At 41.2% G+C, this 20,771-nt stretch carries 10 protein-coding genes, 1 pseudogene and 1 riboswitch; of the genes and pseudogenes, 9 read left to right on the top strand and 2 right to left on the bottom strand.

Annotated elements, in window-relative coordinates; all coding sequences use genetic code 11:
* Positions 1-195: 195 nt before the first annotated feature.
* A pseudogene (locus ETP43_RS08145) lies at positions 196-926 on the bottom strand (IS5 family transposase); the annotation flags it as partial.
* 550 nt (positions 927-1,476) lie between these two features.
* Here ETP43_RS08145 and ETP43_RS08140 point away from each other — a divergent pair.
* The 3 genes from ETP43_RS08140 to ETP43_RS08130 all read left to right on the top strand — a co-directional run bounded on the left by ETP43_RS08140 (position 1,477) and on the right by ETP43_RS08130 (position 8,030).
* Entirely contained in the window at positions 1,477-6,000 is a 4,524-nt protein-coding gene (locus tag ETP43_RS08140) for a CBM96 family carbohydrate-binding protein (RefSeq protein WP_129257704.1), read from the top strand.
* A 31-nt stretch (positions 6,001-6,031) separates the two neighbouring features.
* Complete coding sequence (locus tag ETP43_RS08135) at positions 6,032-6,829, top strand: hypothetical protein (RefSeq protein ID WP_129257703.1); 798 nt, start codon at positions 6,032-6,034, stop codon at positions 6,827-6,829.
* A 277-nt stretch (positions 6,830-7,106) separates the two neighbouring features.
* Positions 7,107-8,030 carry an AraC family transcriptional regulator gene (locus ETP43_RS08130; protein ID WP_243114332.1) on the top strand — a complete coding sequence of 308 codons (924 nt, stop codon included), beginning with the start codon at positions 7,107-7,109 and terminating at the stop codon, positions 8,028-8,030.
* Between the two features lie 118 nt (positions 8,031-8,148).
* Here the strand turns inward: ETP43_RS08130 and ETP43_RS08120 are convergent, their stop codons facing one another.
* Complete coding sequence (locus tag ETP43_RS08120) at positions 8,149-8,394, bottom strand: helix-turn-helix domain-containing protein (RefSeq protein WP_243114232.1); 246 nt, start codon at positions 8,392-8,394, stop codon at positions 8,149-8,151.
* 362 nt (positions 8,395-8,756) lie between these two features.
* Positions 8,757-8,832: riboswitch (cyclic di-GMP riboswitch) on the top strand.
* Between the two features lie 62 nt (positions 8,833-8,894).
* Here ETP43_RS08120 and ETP43_RS18040 point away from each other — a divergent pair.
* The 6 genes from ETP43_RS18040 (at position 8,895) to ETP43_RS08090 (ending at position 20,751) form a co-directional block, all read left to right on the top strand.
* On the top strand, positions 8,895-9,056 hold the full coding sequence (locus ETP43_RS18040) for a hypothetical protein (protein ID WP_330546468.1): 162 nt from the start codon (positions 8,895-8,897) through the stop codon (positions 9,054-9,056).
* Between the two features lie 454 nt (positions 9,057-9,510).
* Positions 9,511-11,370, top strand: a complete 1,860-nt coding sequence (locus tag ETP43_RS08110) for an ABC transporter substrate-binding protein (protein ID WP_129257701.1) — start codon at positions 9,511-9,513, stop codon at positions 11,368-11,370.
* Positions 11,367-14,312, top strand: a complete 2,946-nt coding sequence (locus ETP43_RS08105) for a hybrid sensor histidine kinase/response regulator (protein WP_129257700.1) — start codon at positions 11,367-11,369, stop codon at positions 14,310-14,312. Before ETP43_RS08110 ends, ETP43_RS08105 begins: the two co-directional genes overlap by 4 nt.
* A 31-nt stretch (positions 14,313-14,343) precedes the next feature.
* Complete coding sequence (locus tag ETP43_RS08100) at positions 14,344-17,232, top strand: transporter substrate-binding domain-containing protein (protein WP_129257699.1); 2,889 nt, start codon at positions 14,344-14,346, stop codon at positions 17,230-17,232.
* 197 nt (positions 17,233-17,429) lie between these two features.
* On the top strand, positions 17,430-17,870 hold the full coding sequence (locus ETP43_RS08095) for a response regulator (protein WP_330546466.1): 441 nt from the start codon (positions 17,430-17,432) through the stop codon (positions 17,868-17,870).
* Positions 17,871-17,976: 106 nt separating this feature from the next.
* Positions 17,977-20,751, top strand: a complete 2,775-nt coding sequence (locus tag ETP43_RS08090; protein ID WP_164979650.1) for an ATP-binding protein — start codon at positions 17,977-17,979, stop codon at positions 20,749-20,751.
* Positions 20,752-20,771 lie beyond the last annotated feature (20 nt).

Here is a 20,771-nt window from a genome sequence, read left to right as displayed (position 1 = left end):
AATATCAGTTTAAAGGATATAAGATTGGAATAGACATACAGTGTTAAAATTATGGGAAGAAAATGAGGTGTCACAGTGTCATTTAAGATAATTCGTAATGATATTACAAAAGTAAAGGCAGATATTATTGTAAACACAGCAAATCCAAATCCGATCTGTGCTAGAGCGTGTCTGAAAAACATTTGTTTTTGTTTATTTTAACCAAATCAATATTGACACGATGCATAAAAAACCCAAAAAGGTTGATGCCAGTTTATCATAACGTGTAGCTATTCGGCGAAAAGCTTTTAATCTAAGAAAATAGTTTTCTACTAAATGTCTTTCTTTATAAAGCCACCAGTCGCAATGACGGTCAAATTTAGCTCCTCGTCTGGAAGGAATAGTTGGTTCGCCACCGTGAGAATAAATGTAATCAATCAGTTGATTGCTATCATATCCACGATCTGCCAATATGTTACTTCCACTTGTATCAACGTGTTCCAATAGCGGAATGGCATAGTTAATGTCATTTCGCTGTCCTTCACTGATTATAAAATAAACTGGATATCCATACGCATCTACTACGGCATGGATTTTAGTGCTTGCTCCACCGCGGCTGTATCCGATTTCGTTGGAAGGCCCCTTTTTTTTACACCAGCACTATGCTGATGAGCCTTAACAATAGAGGCATCTATAGATAACTCTGTAAGTTCAGCTTCAAGGCTTAAAACACGAAAAATATTATCAAGGATGCCATCTTCAATCCATTTACGAAAACGAGAGTAAACCGTTTGCCAAGCCCCATAACGTTCAGGAAGGTCTCTCCAGGGAGCACCACTACGGGCGATCCAGATCATTCCATTAAGAATAGTACGATTACTTTTTGCTGGGCGGCCCTGTTTACCAGAATTTTCAGGCGGAAGCAAAGGAGCAATTTGTTCCCATTCTTCATCGGTTAATTCATATCGTCTTAATGTCATAATAAACACCCCTTTTTCTTTATTTTACCATGAAGAAAAGGGTAAAAACATATGTTTTGTGCAAATTTTATTTTTCAAACACGCTCTAGTACATCGTTTTCGAAATAACTGTATCATTCACTTGTCTACGAATCCGATTGCACAGTTCAAAAAGCCTCAGCGTAGCCCGCTACGCCTACGTTTTTTGAACTGCACACTCGAATCAGTATCCTGCGTGAATAATACAGTTATTTACGAAACGATGTACTGGTAATTAACAAATAATACAAAAAAACATGAATTACAGAAAAATATTTATAAAAGATAACAATAAATATATAAACTGGTGGCGGATTTAACTGTAAAACTGCTTAAAATGGTTGAAAATGATTAAAAAAAGGTTTGGAATAAAATTTCAAATCCGACAGAGAATGATATACTTGCAATAAATTAAGTGCGGCGCTTAAAAATGATATTTTCCGGCTGAACGGCGACAGCTGAAGGAAAAGAGAATGTATTTGGGAAAGGAAGAAATTTTATGAGAAGAATCAAAAACAGCAGAAGCTTACGGCGCAGAGGGTTTGGCCTTTTCATGACATTGGCTGTGGCAGTTACATCGTTACCTTTTCATGTGTTGGCAGCAGAAGCCGGGGAAGTACCGGAAGTGACTTCTGCAGTTGGAAGACCCAGCGTTCATGATTACGGAAAATCTGGAGATGATCCTACAACGGCTGAAGATGAATCAGCAATTGTGTACAACGACGATGTACGGAAATCTGCCCAGTATCAGGAATCGACAAAGTATGAACTGAAAGCAAACGGAACGCCGGTGTCGGTATATAAGTACCAGAAACAGAGTGCACCAGGAAAATATTATCACATGGATGTGGCGAGATTCTCTTCAGATGATGCAGAGCCTGTATTTGAAGTGACGTTAAAAGACGGATCAACGATCGACAGTGTGGTTGCTTATCCTGAGAGATATTATCCGCAGGATGCTTTTACGATCAGTGAGGATAAAAAAACGGTTACTTTTCAGATGTCGGAAGGATTGCGATACTGTATTCTGAATATTAACGGTACGCAAAACGATGTAAACGGTAAACCACAGCTGGCAATTATCAATGATCCGACAGAAGTAAAGCCGAATCTCAGTGGGAATAATGTACTGAACTTTAAAGAATTTTCCGAACAGTATCTGGAAGAACATCCTATCACAGATACAGTTGGTGAAAAATGCAGAGATGCGGGTTCTGTAACAGATACTTCATTAAATAATGGAACAGAATATACCTGGGAATACGGCGAAGGAGTGTATGAAGAGTACCAGAGCAAAGGAGTTACTTTTCCAAATAAGCGTGCCCGGCTTTCTTATGATGTATCTGACGCTTTTCAGGCAGCTCTTGAGAAAGTCAGAAACAGTGAGAACCTGGATACCATTTATTTCCCGGCAGGAACTTATGTATGGTCAGGACTTTCCATTAAGGACTGGGATGGAAATGGAGCAGATGGTGCACTGACGATCTATACGGATGAAGATGCTTTGATGGTAAACCGTCTGCAGGAATGTCAGGAAGCAATGGAGCCTGCTATCGGAATCTGGAATTCCTCCAATATTACCATATCCGGACGGGGTATTTACGATGGACAGGGTACGTATATATGTACTACCGACAGCATTGATGCAGACAAATCCGGTCATCAGGGTGGATGTATGCTGGTACATTCTCAGAATATTACATTCAACGATACCTACGTGAGAGATGCCAAACAGTGGAACTGGGAATGCCATACTGTACAAAACATAACCTATAACAATATCAAAGGGTTAACACCATTCCAGCATTCATGGGTTGACGGTCTTGATCTGACAAGTGGAAAGAATATTACGGTAAATGGTGCCATCACTATGGGAAATGATGACACGTTTGCAGCCGGTCATTTCAACCCCAGTGACGGTTTTCCAAATAGTGCACTGAAAGGAAAGAATTTATCAGCATTAACAGATACAGAAAAAAATATTGCGGCAGCAGCCGGTATTTATAATAATGACAGGTTACAGTGGGATCAGGATGATTCTGAAAACTGTACGGTTAATAATACACTGGGCTGGAGTACTTTTGCCAATGCGGTCCGCCTTGGTCATAATACCAGGTGGAAAGAGAATGGCGGAAGCTACCAGATGAAGAGTTATACGTTCAATAACATGAATACGGTTCACGTGACCGGCTGGAGTCCGAATGGTGGCGGCGGTGCACTGAGTATTCAGAATGGTACGAGTGGATGCACCCCTAATTATGAGAGCCTTGTATTTAACAACTGTTCCTTTGCAGATAATGGAGAAAATAATCTCAGATTCCCTAATACGACAAATCTGACGAATTTCCATCCGGAAGAAGTAACAGTAAGAGACTGCTGGTTTAACGATGCGGACTCCCCTCTGGAATTTCGTAATATTAAAAATGTTACAATCGAAAATCTTCATCTTGGCGGAAAACTGATCGAATATACAAGCCAGCTGAGTAAACTTACGGTTGAAAATGTTGATAACTTTACATTCACGGCAAATGGTATGCCGCTAAAAGATAATGAACTTCCGGTTATCACAGCTCCGGCGGAAAGTCTGCAGGCTTATGCGGGAAATCCACTGATCTTCTATCTTCAGGCAGAAGATGCCGATGGAGATGAGGTGACGATTCATGAAGCGGATGTAAGTGCTATGGACGGAGCCGTTTTTGACAGTACAACAGGTAAATTCAGCTGGACACCATCCGAGGATGAAATCGGAAAATCATATAAAGTAACCTTTGCGGTGTCCGATTATACAGAACAGCAGGTGAAACGTACCGTCAAAATTGAAGTTGGTTCTCCGACAAACAGTGCAATGAGCTTTCCTGTTGCAGAAGATGCACATGTGCAGAGCTGGAAGGGTGAAAAAGAAAGTAATTACGGAACAACCAGATATCTCTCAACGGTTCTGATTCCGAACAGTGGTCTGATGAGTGAAGATTTCACCAATACAAATACCGGTGACGGAACTGATGGAAAAATTATTTATCTGAAATTTAATCTGGATAAAATAAGAGAAAAAGAAGGTCTGTATAATAAAGCAGAACTGATGCTGACTTACATAATCAGGAGAAGGAATGCGAATGAGGATGCAACAAACAGTATAAGAGTTGCTGCGGTTGAGGATGCCGACTGGAGTGCAGACACCATTACATGGAACACAAAACCGACGTTTGCAGAAACTTTGACAGAAGAGAATACAAGCGTGTCCGAAGAATTTCATATGGGAACAGCAGGGCAGGATAAGCCATCCGGTGATAATCAGGCAATCAACGGTGCAAAAGTAAAAGTTGATATTACTGATTTTGTTACGGATGCTATAAAAGCAGGGAAAGATGCTCTTACACTGGCAGTATGTGAAACCAGCGGAACGGAAGTATATTTTGTGAGCAGCGAAGGTGCAGCAGCTTTTAAGAATGCAACTGCAGATATGGCACCGTCTATTCTGCTGAATCTTCCGGTTGCGATTGACCTCGAAGGTCCTTCCGGTATGACGATTACAGAAGGATATGAAACTACAGAAAGCAGCAGTTTTGCACTGAAAGGAACAGGACCTTTTGAGGTAACTCTTTCCTGTGAAAACGGAGACGGTAAAATTACCTGGAATGAAGAAACACAGCAGATTCAGATTGAAAAAGGACTTGCCGATGGAACCTATCAGGTAACACTTAAGGTTAAAAATGCAGCCGGAGATGAAAAAACTGCAGAATTTACCGTTACTGTTCTTGATAATCCTGAAATTACGGATACACCTTCTGTTGACAAGACCAAACTACAGGATCTTTATAATGAGAAAAAAGATCTGACACAGGGAAACTATACGGATAATACCTGGGCATCATTTACACAGGCACTGAAAGCAGCAGAAGAAGTTCTGAAAAATGAAAATGCGACCGAAGAAGAGGTGGCAACAGCAATGAATAATCTGCAGAACGCATCTGAGGGACTGGTTGCCATTGAAGTGAATAAAGCAAGTCTCAAAAAAGCAGTAACAATGGTTCAGGAAATTATAAACGGTGATCAGGCATTTACTGAAGAAAGCTGGAATAACCTGTTGAATTCATATAATGTGGCAACAGAAGTATTAAACAATGAAAATGCTTCGCAGCAGGAAGTAGATGATGCATGGCGCAATCTGATTCTTGCATACGCTGATCTGGAAAACGGTGTGCAAAAGACCGGCCTTCAGATGGCAATCAATAATGCGGAAACACTGCTGGCAGACCCGGATACGACAGCTGATTATACAGGAGAGAGTATTCAGGCAGTACAGGAAGCACTGACAAAAGCAAAAGAAGTACTGAACACGGAATATGAAGATGTGGAAGCAGGGCAGGCAGCTGTAAATGAAGCAACGACGAGTCTGATCACAGCGGTTACACAGATGCTTCAGAAAGATTATGGACGATTGCAGGATCTCATTGATCAGGCGGAAAATATACTGGAAAAATCTGATAAATTCACACCGGATTCCACCGGGATACTTCAGAATGCGGTGGATGAGGCAAAACATGTTATTGAACAGAAACTGGATACGGCGGATATCAACCAGGCATATGAAAAGCTGATGGAGGCCATGACTGGTATCCAGCTAAGAGCAAACAAGGCAGAACTGGAAGCCGTACTTGCAAAAGCAAAAGAAATTCTGGACAATGCGGATAAATATCTGGATACAACGCTGGAAGGACTTCAGGATGCATATAACAGTGCAGCGAAAGTCGATGCGGATGATAACGCAGTTCAGGAAGTGGTGGATCGTGTACTGGAAACCTTAACGAAGGAATGTATGGAAGCAAGAATACTTGGAGATGTTGATCTGAATGGAACTGTGGATTCGGCTGACAGTGCATTGCTGCTGAAATACAATGCGGAGTTGACGGAGCTGACCGAAGAACAATGTCTGGTTGGTGATGTGAACAGAGATGGTGTAAGCGATACAGCGGATGCTTCTGCTATTCTGGAACTGGTTTCTGAAAAAATAACTGTATTTTAATCGGATATTCGGAGAGAAGGGCAGGCAGCATATGAAAAATATAATCAGAAAATTAGCAGTAGTGGCAGCAATTGTTCTTTGCCTGGCACAAACCTGTCAGGTGTTTGCGACAGAGAACAGTAACGTTACTCTCAAAAATCAGGGAATCAACATGAAACAACGAACCATACAGGTTCAGTGTGATATCAGTGGTGCAGATCCGATCACAAACGGTAAAATACGGATTCTGTATAACAGCAGCCAGCTTCATTTAAAAGCAAACGAGAAAGGAGAGCTTGTTACAAATGCCCTCTGTGAGGTGAACGATTGCATAAGTGGCAATAAGGAAGAAGGGGAAATCGTTCTTGCATTTGCATCGGCCGAGGAGCTGCCTGCACAGGGATGTCTGACAACAATGACATTTGAACTGGATGGTAACGTAAAGACCGGCGATGTCATTAAGATTACGACAAATGTTGAAAAACTGGCAGGAAACAGTGGCAATGTGTCAGTGGAAAAGAAGGATTTGTCAGTAACTGTTCCGGAAAAAGAAGAGAAAACAGGATCCGGACAGGAAGAAAAAAAGGAAGAAAACAGTGGTGATGCGTCAGAAACTGTTACGAAAAAAGAAGATGATAAAATATCCGGTCAGATAGAAAATACGTCTGCTAAGAACTCTTCAAGCGGACAGTCCGGCAGTAAAAAACAGAGCAGCTCCGAAGGAAAAACAAATGCAGTAAAGTCTGTTAAAACGGGGGATACAGTAAATGTTTTATGGCCGGCAGCTATGGTGACAGTATCAGGAGCAGTGATCATTGGGATTATCAGAAAAAGAAAAACATGCAGATAGACAGCACCGGAACAAAAATTGTGGGAGTTGTCCCGGTTAATGAATCCTGTTATCCTATCCGCTGAATAAAGAAGTTTGCAGAAGTTGTTGACTCAATATCAATCAGAAACTTCTGCAAATTTTTTTATGCCATATTTTGAAAAAAATAAATTCCAGAAAAACATGAGGGGATTCAACTATTGTAATGAGTATGGTAAAATATATCTGTATTTATACGGAAGAAAACAAAATTGCGGAAGATGTTTTTAATGGAAAGAGGTAGAAAAGTTTGAAAACAGTGGAAAAGGAAAGAGTAGAACTGCGATATTATGAACTGCCGCAGGGAATGCCACTCCTGGCATTATTAGGGGAAAGATGGGAGACAGAATACGGAAATGATTCCATGCATTTTCATAATTATCTGGAAATAGGTTATTGTTATAAAGGCGAGGGATGGATGTGTCTGGGAGACAAGATGGTTCCCTATAGTTCAGGGTGCATTACCGTGATACCCAAAAACTTTCCCCATCACACTGTGGCAGATAACGAAAAGATTCAGAAATGGGAATATCTTTTTGTAGATGAAGAAAGTTTTCTGAAACAGGCAATGCCGGGACAAGTGCTAAAAACAGAACAGATTGTAAAAAGACTACAGGAAAGAACGTTAGTGCTGTCCCCCGGTGAAGGGGGTGAATGTAGTTTCCTGATAAAAAGTATTCTCGATGAGATGCGTGCGAAAGGAGAAATGTATTCGTTGGCGGTAAAAGCGAAACTTCTGGCAGTGCTTATAGAACTGGTGAGGCTGAATCCGGAAGCAAATTTTACAGAGACAATGAATATTCACGATAAAGTGTTGGAAAGTATATTGCATGTTCTGGAATATATCGAAAAGAATTATCAGGAAGATATCGGTATCGAAGAACTGCTACAGGTAGCTCATATGAGCGAGACACATTTACGGAGAAAATTCAAAGAGTATCTTAACATCTCTCCGGCAGAATATATCAATCTGATAAGGATAAAAAAGGCATGTGAAATTCTGGAACGTTCGGATGATAACCTGTCGGATATTGCACTGCGTGTCGGTTTTCAGACAACAGGTACGTTTATCCGTAATTTTAAGCAGATTGTAGGTACAGTTCCCAAAGAGTGGCGAAGAATGGCAAAAAACGGTGTGAACAATCCTGTGAATTATAATGTATCTGTGTTAAAAGGCTGGTAAAAAGTTATTTTTCATGCCTGCTTAACAGAGAGCCATCAGATAGTAGTCTGCGATTATATGATTGAAGAATTACGACTTGTAACGGAACGGATATTTTCTGCAAAGAAAAAAATGGAGGTTAAGTGTTGCAGGTCCTCTTCCTATACTCAGAAGGTGTCATTCCGAATTGTTTTTTGAATGCGGTATGAAAATGACTCTGGCTGGAAAAGCACAGGAATTCGCTGATCGTACTGATGGACTTATCCGTGTATTGCAGAAGTTCTCTTCCTTCTTCCGGTTTACAGCGCAGGATAAATGCACTGACTGAGAAACCAAGTGTTTTCTTGAAATAAGCAGAAAAAGTAAGATTTACTAAATCCAACATAATCAGCAACATCTCCGCCAGTGAGATGCTTGAGCAGATGGTAAATGCGTTAAATCAATTATAGGATGAAATAAGAGGGGGATAAAATGGCTAAAACAAAAAAGAACTTGGACTGGACTCGATGGGAGTCCAAAAATCGATGAGAATTTGTCATGACAGACTGGACATCCAGTGATACCTGCGATATCGCCAATGCAATTGCAGCCGGAAATGGCTGGCTCAAACCGGTTAGGCTTTCGGCGGAGTGTTACGATAAACACTTCGCTTTTTTTCTTTCGGGCGTTAAAATGGTAATGTTTATCTTGTGTACAGTAGAGTGCTATAGTATAATAAAATCAGTTTTTTGCATAAGTAATCCATAATAAGGAAATCGGCAAACCAGATGAAAGTCTGGGACGCAAAGCTACAGGGCCTGTAAAATGGCAGCCAGTTGCATAAAATGACGTGCACTGTCTGTATGACAGTGCTTTTTTCGGTGTTATTTCATAGATGTAACAATAATGATTTTATCAGGAAAGAATGAGGAAAATAAAAGTATGAAAAAGGCAAAACGTTGTCTGATAGCAGTGGTGTCAGGTGTACTTGTAGCAACTGCTGTCTTGTCTGGACGTGGACAGTCAAAGAAAGAGATATCTAAAAATGATGATCATCTTATCGTTTAATCCAATCCTCCTTAAGTGTCTGAAAGAACTGAGTCGTCAGTTTTCGAAAATGCCTGATAAAGGGATGGATGATAATAAATATTACAATGAGATACAGAGACTTTCGAATGAACTCAATTGATTACAATGCAATTTCAGGTCAATGAACTATCTTAAACGGAAAACAGCAGATATTATGTCAGAGGGATGATCCGAAATTTGATCTGTTCAAAGAATTTGGAGTAATTGAAGAAGATGTTCAATATATTCGGGGTTTGTTACACCAGACATCTGTACAAAATAAAGAAATCTCTGTGCAGATAAAAGTGACGGTGGAAAATAACAGTCAGATGTATAAACTGAAATTGCATACATTGTGGTCGCCTGTGAAGAAAGACGTATGCATAGGAATTATCGGGTATTTTGACACTGTAAGACAGAAGAAATGAAAAGGAAACTCAGAGGAGGACTCATAATGAAAAAGAAAAAATGGAACAGAGTTTTGGCTGTGCTTTTGGCGATGGTGACAGCCGTAACACTTCTTTCAGGCTGTGGCTGGAAGAGTGCGGAAAAAGAAGATGCAGAAACAATCACGGTGTATTTATGGACCACAAACCTGTATGAGAAATATGCACCATACATTCAGGAACAGCTCCCGGATATCAATGTTGAATTTGTAGTAGGGAATAATGACCTGGATTTCTACAGGTTTCTTAAGGAAAACGGTGGACTGCCGGATATTATAACCTGCTGTCGTTTTTCACTACATGATGCAAGTCCGCTGAAAGACAGTCTGATGGATCTTTCCACAACCAATGTGGCAGGAGCTGTCTATGATACATATCTCAGTAGTTTTATGAATGAAGATGGAAGCGTAAACTGGCTTCCGGTGTGTGCAGATGCGCATGGTTTTGTAGTGAATAAAGACCTTTTTGAAAAATACGATATCCCGTTGCCAACAGATTATGAAAGCTTTGTCTCTGCCTGCGAGGCATTTGAAGAGGTGGGAATCCGTGGGTTTACTGCAGACTATTATTATGATTATACCTGTATGGAAACACTGCAGGGTCTGTCAGCATCAGAGCTGTCTTCTGTAGACGGACGCAAGTGGCGTACCACCTACAGTGACCCGGATAATATAAAGAGAGAAGGCCTGGACAGTACTGTCTGGCCGAAGGCTTTTGAACGTATGGAGCAGTTCATCCAGGATACAGGGCTTAGCCAGGATGATCTGGATATGAATTATGACGATATAGTTGAGATGTATCAAAGCGGCAAGCTTGCCATGTACTTTGGCAGTTCTGCCGGTGTAAAAATGTTTCAGGATCAGGGCATAAACACGACATTTCTTCCATTCTTTCAGGAGAACGGTGAAAAGTGGATTATGACTACGCCATATTTCCAGGTGGCTTTAAACCGTGATCTGACAAAAGATGAAACACGCAGAAAGAAAGCAATGAAGGTGCTGAACACAATGCTTTCAGCGGATGCGCAGAACAGGATTGTTTATGATGGACAGGATCTGTTAAGCTACAGTCAGGATGTGGATCTTAAGCTTACAGAATATCTGAAGAATGTGAAACCTGTGATCGAAGAAAACCATATGTATATCCGCATTGCGTCAAATGATTTCTTCTCTGTTTCTCAGGATGTGGTTTCCAAAATGATCTCTGGAGAATACGATGCAGAGCAGGCGTATCAGTCATTTAATTCTCAGCTTCTTGAGGAAGAATCTGCTTCTGAGGATATCGTGCTGGATTCACAGAAATCCTATTCAAACCGCTTTCGCAGCAGTGGAGGAAATGCAGCATATTCTGTTATGGCAAACACTCTGCGTGGCATCTATGGGACAGATGTGCTGATCGCAACCGGAAACAGCTTTACGGGAAACGTACTGAAAGCCGGTTACACAGAAAAAATGGCGGGAGACATGATCATGCCAAATAGTCTTTCGGCTTACAGCAGTAAGATGAGCGGTGCTGAACTGAAAGAGACAGTTAAAAATTTTGTAGAAGGCTATGAGGGAGGCTTTATTCCGTTTAACTGTGGTTCTCTGCCTGTAGTCAGTGGTATTTCTGTGGAAATTAAGAAAACAGATGATGGTTACACATTGAGCAAAGTTACAAAGGACGGAAAACAAATTCAGGACGATGATACTTTTACAGTAACCTGCCTGGCGACACCACAACACATGGAGGCCTATCCGACAGATGATAATATAGTGTTTGACGGAGGAGATACTTCTGTGAAGGATACCTGGACAGGATATATTTCAAATGGTGATGCCGTTCTTGCAGAGCCAGAAGATTACATTAATGTGAGACGAGAAGAATGAATATTAAGAATCATAATACAAACAGAGAAAAGACTGTTATGAGAAAACAGTTAAGGATTGCGGTCTTCATAGCTGTTTTGGTGGGAATTGTTTTGATGGTTTTCCAGTATTTCAGATTTGTGTCGAAAACTATTTATGAGGAAAGTGTTTCTCATCTGACAGAAGTTTTTCATCAGTCTGATAACATGCTGAGAGAACTGACTGATAAGAATCTGACATATCTTCATATGTGGGGCGAGAATCTGCAGGATATTTCCAACGAAGACGCAATCCGTGATTATATAAAGAAAGCGCAGAAAGATGCCGGCTTTAAGGAATTCTTTTTTCTGTCTGCTGAGGGGAACTATAAGATGGCAACAGGGGAAACCGGATACCTTGGATTACAGGAAGATATTGGAGAGGATATCCGGCAGGGAAATGATGTGATAGCGAATGCGGCACTTCCCGGAAAATCCCAGCTGCTTGTTTTTGCTACACCTGAGGCTCATGGAATATATCAGGGATTTGAATATGATGCGATTGCCATTGCCTATGAAAATTCTGATATCGTAGAAGTGCTGGATATTTCTGCTTTCAATGGAAATGCCCAGAGTTTAATTGTTCATCCGGATGGTCGTGTTGTGATTGATCATTCTTCGGAGTCATGGGGGAACGTGTATAATTTCTTTGGACTTCTGAGAGAGCATTCTGATATGTCTGAAAAAGAGCTCAATGAACTTTTGGAGAAGTTTAAAGCGGGACGTACCGATGCGATGCTGCTGAATCTGGATGGAGGAAATTATTATCTGGTCTATGAAAAATCGAATATTCAGGACTGGATGTTCCTGGGACTTGTCCAGGCGGATATCGTCAATGCCAGTATGAACAGTCTGCAGCGTAGTACAATGCTTCTTGTTGGTGCGGTGGTGCTCTGTATTGCTGCTTTTCTTATCAGTCTTATTATTCAAACAAACAGGACCAATCTCAGAAGAAAGGATACGGAGATCCTGTACCGTGATGAGCTGTTTCAAAAACTTTCAATGAACGTGGATGACGTGTTTCTGATGCTGGATGCCAAAACATATCAGGCAGATTACGTCAGTCCAAATGCGGAAAAGCTGCTGGGGATTACGGTAGAACAGATTCATAAAGATATTCATGTTCTGGGAAAACTGTATCCGGAGAAAAAATATCTGGAGGAAATCCAGGTTCATGAACAGAGAGAATGGGATTTTGAATATGTTCATCTGAAGGCAGGGGAAAGACGCTGGTTCCATAATATTGCAATGGGCAGTGAGGTAAATGGGAAAAAGAAATATATCCTGGTTATGTCAGATCGTACCTCTGACCGGAAAATGAACCAGGCACTTTCTGAGGCAGTACGTGCGGCAGAGACAGCAAATAAGGCAAAGAGTACTTTCCTTTCCAACATGTCTCACGATATCCGGACACCAATGAATGCGATCATCGGTTTTACCACACTGGCAGTAAGCAATATTGATGATAAAAAAAGGGTTCAGGATTATCTTGGTAAGATACTTTCATCCAGCAACCATCTGCTCTCACTGATCAACGATATACTGGATATGAGCCGGATTGAGAGTGGAAAGATCCATCTGGAAGAAACGGAGGTCAGTCTGTCGGAGGTGCTTCATGACCTGAAGACGATCATCAGTGGTCAGATCCATGCAAAGCAGCTGGAACTTTATATGGATGCAATGGATGTTACAAATGAGGATGTCTATTGTGATAAGACGCGGCTGAACCAGGTGCTGCTGAATCTTTTGTCCAATGCAGTTAAGTTTACACCTGCAGGAGGAACCGTTTCTGTTCGGATCAGACAGTGTCATGGAACACAGAAAGGCAGTGAGCTGTACGAAATCCGGGTTAAGGATAATGGAATCGGTATGAGTCAGGAATTTGTACAGAAGATTTTTTCTCCTTTTGAGAGGGAGCATACTTCCACAGTCAGCAGGACTCAGGGTACAGGACTTGGAATGGCCATTACCAAGAATATTGTGGATATGATGGGCGGTACTATTGAGGTTCAGACAGAGCAGGACAAAGGCACCGAATTTATAGTCCGTCTGCCATTTCGAACTCAGCCTGAGCATCAACGCACAGAGAAGATCGCAGAACTGGAAGGACTTAAGGCACTGGTTGTAGATGACGATTTTAATACCTGCGACAGTGTGACAAAAATGCTTGTGAGGGTTGGAATGCGTTCGGAATGGACACTTTCCGGTAAGGAGGCTGTTCTCCGTGCACGACAGTCTATGGAACTGGGAGATGCATTCCACGCTTATATCATCGACTGGCGTCTGCCGGATATGAATGGCATTGAGGTAACTCGTCAGATCCGCAGTCTTGGGGATGATACACCGATTATTATCCTGACTGCTTACGACTGGTCTGATATTGAGGCAGAAGCCAGGGCAGCAGGAGTGACTGCATTCTGTGCGAAACCTCTGTTCATGTCGGATATCAGAGAAACTTTGATGACTGCCATCGGCCAGAGTCAGTCTGAACCAGAAGACTCGGTTCTTCCGGCAGCAGGTTCAGATTTCAGAGGCAGATGTATACTGCTTGTGGAAGATAATGAACTGAACAGAGAAATTGCGGTGGAGCTCCTTAATGAATATGGATTCCTGATTGATAGCGCAGAAAATGGAGCAGAGGCAGTGGAGAAAGTTAAGAATTCGGAGCCAGGTAATTATGATCTGGTGCTGATGGATGTGCAGATGCCGGTAATGAACGGATATGAAGCTACGAAGCAGATCCGTGCGCTGGATGATCCGGCGCTGGCGGGAATCACCATCCTTGCCATGACTGCCAATGCTTTTGATGAGGACAGAAAGAGAGCCCTGAAATGTGGTATGGATGGATTCTTATCCAAGCCAATAGTTATTGAGGAATTGATCAGTACATTACAGAAGAATCTGGATCAGGTGTCAGGAGTATAAGAAAAGCCACATAAATAAAGGAAATAGAAGAATGAATAAAAGTAAAAAAAACTTAGCTGTATTATGCACAGCTATATTTGTAATCCTGGGAATGTGGGTGATGTTATCAGTACACTGCCAGGCTGCTGAGACGAATAACGATGAAAAACAACAGCCACAGATCATCCGTATCGGGTCGTTTGAGGATACCTTCAATTATGTCGACAAAAATGGTGTCAGACGGGGTTATGGATACGAGCTCATGCAGGCTCTGGCAGGTTATACCGGATGGAAATTCGAGTATGTGAAATGTGACTGGTCCAACTGTTTTGATAAGCTTGAAAATGGTGAGATTGATATCATGGGTGATATCTCTTACACCGATGAACGTGCACAAAAGATGCTTTTCCCGGATGAACCGATGGGTGAGGAAAAATATATCCTTTATGCTGATTTATCGGATATGGATATTGAAACCTCTGATTTTAAGTCGCTGGATGGAAAACGTGTAGGCGTGCTCTTAGGCACAGAACCTGAAATCATGCTGACAGAATGGGAAAATAAGAATGGCATACATACAGAACATGTAAATGTGAATAATAATGATGATGTCGAAAAGAAACTGGCAAATCATGAGATTGACTGTTTTGTATCTCTGGAGGAATCCATCTGGTCTGAACAGGGAATATCATCTGTTACAACTATTGGAAAATCAGGTATATATTTTGCAATAAATAAAGAACGCAGCGATATCAAGACAGAGCTGGATTGGGCAATGCGTCAGCTGGAACAGGACAGCCCTTTTTTTAAGGCCGATCTGTATAAGAAGTATTTTACCCTTGATTATAGTCAGATTCTTACAGGTAAAGAAAAGGTCTGGGTGGAAGAGCATGGAGATATCCAGATAGGATTTTTGAACAATGATCCGGCAATCTTTTCCATGGATAAAGAGACTGGAAAACTTACCGGTATGCTGGCGGAATATTTCTCCTATGCCAAAGATTGTCTGGGAAATCAGACATTGGAATTTAATATACAGGCATATGATAATTATGACGAAATGATTCAGGCTTTGCAGAATCGTGAGATTGATGTGGCTTTTTATGCCGGCAGAAATCCTGATTTCGCAGAAAAAAATGGCTATGCACTTACAAACACAGCCTGGACCTACAGTCTGATGGCGGTAACTGATGAGAAAAATTTTGACGAGAATAAGGCGTATACTGTAGCTGTACCAAAGTATAAATATGCTTTAAAACAGCATATTGCATTTAATTATCCCCAATGGAAGCTTGTAGATTGTGATTCGCTTGACGATGCTGCAGATATGGTCACCCAGGAAAAAGCAGACTGTTTCCTCATGGGAGCAAGCCAGGCACTGATATATGATAACAGTCAAAATTTCAAGAGTTTTCCACTTACAAATACAATGGAGGCATGCTTTGCAGTAAGAGGCGGAGAGGGAAGCCTTTTATCAATACTGAATAAAACCTTAAAGGCTATGCCATCTGATATGCTTACAAGTGCACTTGCTATCTATGACAGTACACCAGATAAGGTTACATTTTTGGATTTTATAAAAGGCAATATGCTTGCTTTTATTGTCACGGCAGGATTTTTGTCACTTGTCATCATTGGCATTATCCTGGTACTTTTACGGAAGGCAAGAAAAGCAGAAGCTGTCGCAAAGCTTGCTGCAAATGATACACAAAAGCTTAATGACAAATTGGAAATCGCTCTGAAAAAAGCAGAAGATGCCAGCTTCGCAAAGACCCGTTTCCTTAACAATATGTCCCATGACATCCGTACTCCTATGAATGCGATTCTGGGCTATGCACAGCTTATGGAGGATGAAATGAAAAGAAAGGATTTGCCTGAAACTTCAGAATACTTAAAAAAACTGCAGCAGTCAGGAAATCTTCTTCTGTCAATCATAAATAATGTACTTGATATGGCTCGGATTGAAAGTGGAAGAATGGAGATTGATGAGAACTATGGAATGATTGAAGATATCTGGCAGACCTTATTTGAAATATTCGATGATGAAGCAAAGAAAAAGAATATTGCACTTCATTATACGATAAATGTAGAACATGAGCACATACTGACAGATGCTACAAAGGTAAAAGAAATATTTGTTAATATTCTGAGCAATGCCATGAAGTATACTCCATCCGGTGGTTCTGTTATGATAAACGTAGATGAATTACCATGCAGTGAGCCTGGATATATGATGGTGAGGACCAGGGTGAGTGATACAGGAATTGGTATGAGTCAGGAGTATCTGACAAATATTTTTGAGGCATTCACGCGTGAGCGGAATACTACAAAGAGCAAAATTGCAGGAACCGGGCTGGGAATGTCAATTGTCAAGAAATATGTTGAACTGCTTGGTGGAACAATAGATGTAGAGAGTGAGCTTGGAAAGGGCAGTACTTTTACAGTTACACTGAAACATAAGATAGCGGATGAAAACTATTATGTAAAAAATTATGCTGAAAATCCAGAAACATATAGTGAAGTCCTTAAAGACAGGAAAATCCTTCTGGCAGAGGATAATGATCTGAATGCAGAGATTGCTAAGGAAATACTTGAACGTGCCGGTCTTAAGACAGAGCGAGTGGAGGATGGCATTCAGTGTGTAAATAAGATAGAAAAAATGCCGGCAGGCACATATGATATGATCCTAATGGATATTCAGATGCCGAAAATGAACGGTTATAAAGCAACACAGGCAATCAGACGCCTGCCAGATAAGGATAAAGCATACATACCGATCGTTGCAATGACAGCAAATGCATTTGAAGAAGATAAGAGAGATGCTTTTGCAGCCGGAATGAATGGTCATATCGCAAAGCCAATCCAGGTTGATAAACTGCTCTCGACATTGGCGGAAGTCTGGGGAAAGGAGATGACAGATGAAACGGATTGCCATATGTGATGATAATGAAAGATAATTTTGCTCAGGCGAGAGTTATGCCTGGAATTGAATCGAAAATGAGGCAGCGGAAAATCCGTTGCCTCATTTCATTGAGTGGATGTTTTGCAATGGGGAAAAAGAAAATAAACATAAAGTTTGAGTAATGATGACAATTTCATACTGTTTTGTTATAATATTTTTATCACATAATGCTTTTTATGCAATACACTAGTATAAGTACGCATGTTCTGCTGGCGGAGGATAATGATCTGAATGCGGAAATTGCAGTGACGCTTCTGGAAGAAACCGGGATTGTTATCAAGCGCGTGGAAGATGGAATTCAGTGCGTGAACAGGGTAGAGCAGATGTCACCGGGAACTTATGATCTGATACTTATGGATACCCAGATGCCAAATATGGATGGCTATCAGGCAGCACAGCGTATCCCGCATTTAAATGATAAGACGAGGGCAGAGATCCCGATCATTGCCATGACAGCAAATGCCTTTGCAGAAGACAGGAAAAGAGCATTTGATGCCGGCATGAATGGACATATTGCAAAACCCATTGATATTGAGAAACTGGGGGCGGCCATTCTTTCTGTATTAAAAAAGCAGGAAAGCTTACAGACCGGGAAGAACAACAGTATGAGCAAGTAGCGAAAGCGGATTGCGAATGTCCGCTTTAATGGATCATAAGAGGGAAAGAATGAACAGAAAGACAGAAAAACGGATGAGAAAAAAAGGTAAGAAAAAAAGAATATGTTTGAGCATTTTAGTACTTATGATGTTACTCTTTGTACCGGTTTCTGCTTATGCGTCAGAAATTAAAAGTGACGAGAAAACAACTCAGGGAATAGAGGAAGAGAATAAAACAGTGCGAGTTGGCTATTTCCCATATGCCAATTTTCAGGAAGGCGGTTATGGGGAACACAAGCAGGGAGCAGGCTATGAGTATCTCCAGAAGATTTCTTATATAACCGGCTGGAAGTATGAATATGTCTATGCTTCCTTTAAAGAGTGTCTGGATATGCTGGCAGATGGAGAAATAGATATACTTGGAAGTGTCAGTTATACACCGGAAAGAGCAGAATCTATCGATTTTTCGACCTATGCAGAGGGAACAGAACGATATTGGATCTATACCCGGGAAGATCATATGAATCTTACGAATGGTGATCCAAAGCAGATGAATGGCTGTCGTATCGGTGCTGCGGATGGAAGTTATCAGAAAGAACTTCTGGAAAAATGGCTGGACAGCAATCAGATCCAGGCAGAGGTGGTTGTCTGTAAGGGCTATGATGAAATGATAGAAAAAATGGATGCAGATGAACTGGATGCGCTTGTGGTCCCGGCACTGTCTGTCAACAGCGATTTTATTGCAATTGCCAACATCGGTGCAAGTGACTGTTATTTCGGTGTATCAAAATCAAGACCGGATCTGTTAAAGGAATTAAATTCTGCCCTGGAAGAAATCAACAATACAGAAACGGACTACAGCAGCAAGCTGTATGCCCGTTATGAAGGGAAAGCGGTTATAAATTATGTGCTCAACGAGGAAGAAAAACAATGGCTGGATGCACATGAAAATACAATCCGTGTGGGATACCTAAAGGATAATCTCCCTTTTTGTGGTGAAGAAAATGGGAAACTGACAGGAATCCTTGGAACCGTTCTGGATACGGTTCGGGAAAAATATGAAATCACGATCAAGACAGTTCCGTGTTCTACGGGAGAAGAGATGAATGAGGCATTGCAATCCGGCGAAATAGATATTGCAGGTCCTATCCTTCAGGATTTTTATACACAGGAACAGTTTCAGGTGGTTTTGACGGATGAAATCTTTGATATTACGCCGGTTGTTATATACAAAGGAAATGAATATACTGACAGTCTCTCTACAATCGCAGCAACAGAGACCTCACTGTATTCTAAATTGATGGTGTCCCGTCTTTTTCCGGATGCAGAAATCAAACTGTATGATACACAGGAAGAATGCCTGGAGGCAGTAGCAAATGGAAAAGTGGGAGCAACTGTTATTCCATCTTCAAAGATTAATCTTCTTAATGAAAGTTCATTGACCAAAAGTCTGTCCTTTGCAGAAATGGCAAAACGGCAGGAATTGGGAATGTTCACGACGAGAGAAAACAGAAGAGCAGCTACCATTATCAATAAAGCAATTGTGCAGTCCTCCAATATTTTAAATGGCGTGGTCCTTGCACAGAATTCTGTTTCAGAAAAGAAAATGACCTTGCAGGATGTCCTTGCGGAGTATGCAGGCTTAGCTATCGTGGTTTCATTTGTGATTATTTTTGTACTGCTTCTGCTGGTCTATTCCCTTTCAGTAAGCAGAAAAAAACAGATGGAAGCCCTGAAAGAAGCACAGGATGCAAATGCGGCGAATATTGCAAAAACAACGTTCCTGAATCATATGTCCCATGACATCAGGACACCGATGAATGCAATTGTTGGATTTACAGAGATTGCTATGAAAAGGAAACCGGACAAAGAAGTGGAGAATTGTCTGAAAAAGATCAGGCAGAGTTCAGAATATCTGATGACGCTTATGAATGATGTGCTGGATATCAGCCGCATTGAAAGTGGCAAACTGGAATATAAACCGGTACCGGTAGATCTCAGGGATATGCTAAATACTGTTTTGTCGATTGCAAGGGGATATATAGAAAACCGTGATCTTAACCTGTATGTTTCAAGAGAAGAACTAAAAACCCCTTATGTGATGGCGGATGAACTCAGGATCAGGGAAGTATTGCTCAACATCATCAGTAATGCAGTCAAATTTACAAAAGACGGAGGTACCATTTCATTTGTTGCAGAAAACTGTCCGGGAAATGATGCGCACCATGTGATTGTACGCTATCGTATATCGGATACCGGAATTGGTATGAGTGAGGAGTTCCTGGACAGAATATTTGATGAGTTCAGTCAGGAAAATGATGGAGCAAGAACCAGTTATAAAGGAACCGGACTGGGAATGGCGATTGCTAAGAAATATGTAGACCTTATGGGTGGGAAAATTGAGGTCAGCAGCAGACAGGGCATTGGTTCAATATTTACGGTAGAAATCCCACTGCTTATAGCAGAACATGTAGAAACTGAAGAGAAAGAAAAGTTAAGGAAAGATATAGATCTACATGGTTTACATGTCCTTTTGGCAGAGGATAATGATTTAAACGCCGAGATAGCAGTATCTCTATTGGAAGAACAAGGGATGATTGTAACCAGAGCTGCCGATGGAAAATCAGTCCTGGCACAGTTTTGCCATACAGATCCGGGGACTTTTGATCTGATTTTGATGGATATCATGATGCCGGAAATGAATGGATATGAAACGACAAAAGCTATCAGAAATCTGCCGGACCGTCCGGATGGAAAGAAAATACCTGTTATTGCAATGACAGCAAATGCATTTGCAGAGGATGTACAGGCTGCTTTGGATGCCGGAATGGATGACCACGTGGCGAAGCCGGTTGATATGGAGATTTTAACATCTGTTATCACAAAATACATAGAACGATGACTCGTTTGTTGAAAAATGGA

Origin of the sequence: Blautia faecicola (genome assembly GCF_004123145.1) — a bacterium.
In the GTDB taxonomy this organism is placed as follows: domain Bacteria; phylum Bacillota; class Clostridia; order Lachnospirales; family Lachnospiraceae; genus Oliverpabstia; species Oliverpabstia faecicola.
Note: the sequence above shows the minus strand (reverse complement) of the source record. Positions and strands in the feature narration are given on the sequence as shown.

Bases quoted from the DNA above. Each gene is read 5' to 3' on its own strand.
- ETP43_RS08140 (WP_129257704.1), top strand. From the start codon at position 1,477: ATGAGAAGAATCAAAAACAGCAGAAGCTTACGGCGCAGAGGGTTTGGC.
- ETP43_RS08135 (WP_129257703.1), top strand. From the start codon at position 6,032: ATGAAAAATATAATCAGAAAATTAGCAGTAGTGGCAGCAATTGTTCTT.
- ETP43_RS08120 (WP_243114232.1), bottom strand. From the start codon at position 8,394: ATGTTGGATTTAGTAAATCTTACTTTTTCTGCTTATTTCAAGAAAACA.
- ETP43_RS18040 (WP_330546468.1), top strand. From the start codon at position 8,895: ATGATTTTATCAGGAAAGAATGAGGAAAATAAAAGTATGAAAAAGGCA.
- ETP43_RS08110 (WP_129257701.1), top strand. From the start codon at position 9,511: ATGAAAAAGAAAAAATGGAACAGAGTTTTGGCTGTGCTTTTGGCGATG.
- ETP43_RS08105 (WP_129257700.1), top strand. From the start codon at position 11,367: ATGAATATTAAGAATCATAATACAAACAGAGAAAAGACTGTTATGAGA.
- ETP43_RS08100 (WP_129257699.1), top strand. From the start codon at position 14,344: ATGAATAAAAGTAAAAAAAACTTAGCTGTATTATGCACAGCTATATTT.
- ETP43_RS08095 (WP_330546466.1), top strand. From the start codon at position 17,430: ATGCAATACACTAGTATAAGTACGCATGTTCTGCTGGCGGAGGATAAT.